Raw genomic sequence first — 3,160 nt, 5'->3', positions numbered from 1 at the left:
CTACAAAAAGGCTGAGGACACATGGATTGGATCCATGGCAGGACGACGACTCATTGAAGGTGCAAGGATTGTCCCGAATGTGGGTATGGTCTTCATCGAAAAATCGATGCGTCTTTAGTTATTCGACTCCTGGCACACCGCACCGATTCCCATAGTCACTCTTCTGGTCCTCCTCTCATTGCCCCTCTCCTCCTCTGATTGCTACAATAATCCAAATCTTCTTTAGCTTTTGCTTCCTCTTTCTGCTTCACTACGTCAAATCTGTGTCATCTGTGCAATCTGTGGCTATATCCCTTTTCTGATCCGCTATGCCCTACGACCCCACAAACATCGAGCGCAAGTGGCAGGAACGCTGGGAGCGCGACCGCCTCTACCACGTCTCCGATAGCGACCCGCGCCCAAAGTGGTACGAGCTCACCATGTACCCCTACCCTTCAGGGGACCTCCACATCGGCCACTGGTACGCCTACTCGCCTTATGACGCCCACGTGCGCTTCATGCGGATGAAGGGCCACAACGTCCTGGCCCCCTTCGGCTTCGACGCCTTCGGCCTCCCCGCCGAAAATGCCGCCATCAAGCGCGGCATCCACCCGCACACCTGGACGATGTCCAACATCGAGCGGATGCGCGGGCAGATCAAGCGCATGGGCACGGCCCTGGACTGGGACCGGGAAATCATCTGCTGCCTGCCGGAATACTACCGCTGGAACCAGTGGTTCTTCCTCCAGCTCTACAAGCACGGCCTGGCCTACCGCGCCAAGGCCCCCGCCAACTGGTGCCCCACCTGCCAGACGGTGCTGGCCAACGAGCAGGTGGTGAACGGCAAGTGCGAGCGCACCGACGATATCGTCGAGCGGAGGGACATGGAGCAGTGGTTCTTCCGCATCACCAAGTACGCCGAGCGCCTGCTGGACTTCTCCGGCCTGGTGGACTGGCCCGAGAAGATCAAGGCCATGCAGCAGAACTGGATCGGGCGGAGCGAAGGCGTGGAGCTGACCTTCGATATCGCCCACGCGGGCCTACGGGAGAAGGGGATCAAGGTCTTCACCACGCGCCCGGACACCGTCTACGGCGTCACCTTCATGGTGCTGGCGCCTGAGCACCCGCTCGTGGAGAGGCTCACCTCGCCCCAGCAGAGGGCCACGGTGCAGGAGTACGTCACGCAGGCCCGCCGCGCCACGGAAGTGGAGCGCCTCTCCACCGAGAGGGAGAAGACGGGCGTGCCCATCGGCAGCTATTGCGTCAACCCCTTCAACGGGGAGAAGGTGCCGCTCTATATCGCTGATTACGTGCTGGCCACCTACGGCACCGGCGCAGTGATGGCCGTCCCCGCCCACGATGAGCGCGACTTCGCCTTCGCGACGAAGAACGGGCTGCCCATCAAGGTGGTCATTAAGCCCAAGGACTGGGACGGCAAGCCCCTCAAGGCCGCCTACACCGAGCCGGGTGAGATGGTCAACTCGGGCGAGCTGACCGGCACGCCCGGCGAAAGGGCCTTCGACGCCGTGGCCGCGCTGGCGGAAAAGAAGGGCATCGGCAAGAAGACCGTCTCCTACCGCATCCGCGATTGGCTCATCTCCCGCCAGCGCTACTGGGGCACGCCCATCCCCGTGGTCTACTGCGCCAAGGACGGCATCGTCCCCGTGCCGGAGAAGGACCTGCCGGTCCTCCTGCCGGAGGATGCCCAGTTCAAGCCGACGGGCGAATCGCCGCTGAAGTTCCACCAGGGCTTCCTGAACACCGCCTGCCCTAAGTGCCACGGCCCCGCCAAGCGCGAGACGGACACGATGGACACCTTCGTGGACTCCTCCTGGTATTTCCTGCGCTACGCCAGCCCCAAGTATGCGCAGGCGGCCTTCGACCCGGCGCTGGTGAAGAAGTGGGCGCCGGTGGACCAGTACACCGGCGGCGCCGAGCATGCCGTCATGCACCTCCTCTACTCGCGCTTCTTCACCAAGGCCCTCCACGACCTGAAGCTCGTTGACTTCGATGAGCCGTTCAAGCGCCTCTTCAACCAGGGCATCATCCTAGGCGAAGACCACGAAAAGATGAGCAAGAGCCGGGGCAATGTGGTGAACCCGGACGATTTTGTGAACCGGGACGGCGCGGACACCGTGCGCCTCTTTTTGATGTTCGTCGGTCCCTGGGACCAGGGGGCCAGCTGGAGCACCACCGGCATCCAGGGGATGTCTCGCTGGCTCAACCGCGTCTGGAGCCTGGCGACGCGCAGCCCCGCCGAGCACGATTGGAAGAGCGACCCGCAGGCCATCGAAGGCCTGGAGCGGACGACGCACAAGACGGTCAAGCGCGTGACGGCCTCCCTGGAGAAGTTCTCCTTCAACACGGCCATCGCCGCCATGATGGAATTCACCAACGAGCTCCAGGGCTACTGGGAGAGCCATTCGGCAAGCGCCGCCGCCTGGAAGACGGCCATCGAACGGCTCCTGGTGCTCATGGCGCCCTTCACGCCCCACGTGGCCGAAGAGCTATGGGAGCAGACGGGCCACGCCTATAGCATCCACAAACAGCCCTGGCCCGCCTACGACGCCGCCAAGGCCCAAGACCTGGAAGTGGCGCTCATCATCCAGGTGAACGGCAAGCTCCGCGATAAGTTCACCGTCCCTGCGGACGTGACGGAAGAGCAGGCCAAGGCCCTGGCCCTCAAGAGCGAGAAGGTGACGGCCCTGCTGACGGACGGCAAGCAAGTGCGGAAGGTGATCTACGTCCCAGGCAAGCTGGTGAACGTGGTGGTTGGGTGACGCCTACGCCGCGATGACGGCGCTCTTGACCGATTCAGGCAACCGCACAGCAACGAAGTGGTTCCCAGGGTAGAGATAGTCGTCCCCGGACTCGTCTATCACGCGCACCTGGCCGTGCTTGGCCGCCTCTGCATCGGGAAGGACCCGGTAGAGCTTGCGCCGCTCCAGCGAGGTTTCATAGCCCCTGTTGCGGATGCAGACGGTTAGGTTGCGAGATTTCAGGTCTTTCTTTTGCATATGAACTTGGTAATCTTTTGCAAGGCACGCCTTCAGTCACAGGAATATCCCGAAAAGCGGTTTTGAACCGCCCCGGGAAAAGTGGAGGCTATTATCCTTGAGGGGAGGAAGCCATGACACGACCGGGACGGTATCCAGCGGAGGTGCGAGAGCGGGCGGTGCGC

General features: G+C 62.4%; 2 protein-coding genes. One reads left to right on the top strand and one right to left on the bottom strand.

The features are described from left to right. The first annotated feature begins 308 nt into the window (after positions 1 to 308). Entirely contained in the window at positions 309 to 2,759 is a 2,451-nt protein-coding gene (locus tag FJ039_12575; protein ID MBM4406981.1) for a leucine--tRNA ligase, read from the top strand. Positions 2,760 to 2,762: 3 nt separating this feature from the next. Here FJ039_12575 and FJ039_12570 read toward each other — a convergent pair whose 3' ends face one another. Next, positions 2,763 to 2,996 (bottom strand): hypothetical protein, encoded by a 234-nt coding sequence (locus FJ039_12570; GenBank protein ID MBM4406980.1) that lies wholly within the window; start codon positions 2,994 to 2,996, stop codon positions 2,763 to 2,765. Between the last annotated feature and the right edge of the window lie 164 nt (positions 2,997 to 3,160).

This window comes from Chloroflexota bacterium (assembly GCA_016875535.1).
Taxonomy (GTDB): Bacteria; Chloroflexota; Dehalococcoidia; order SHYB01; family SHYB01; genus VGPF01.
The sequence above is the reverse complement of the archived record's forward strand: the minus strand, read 5'-3'. Positions and strand labels throughout refer to the sequence as shown.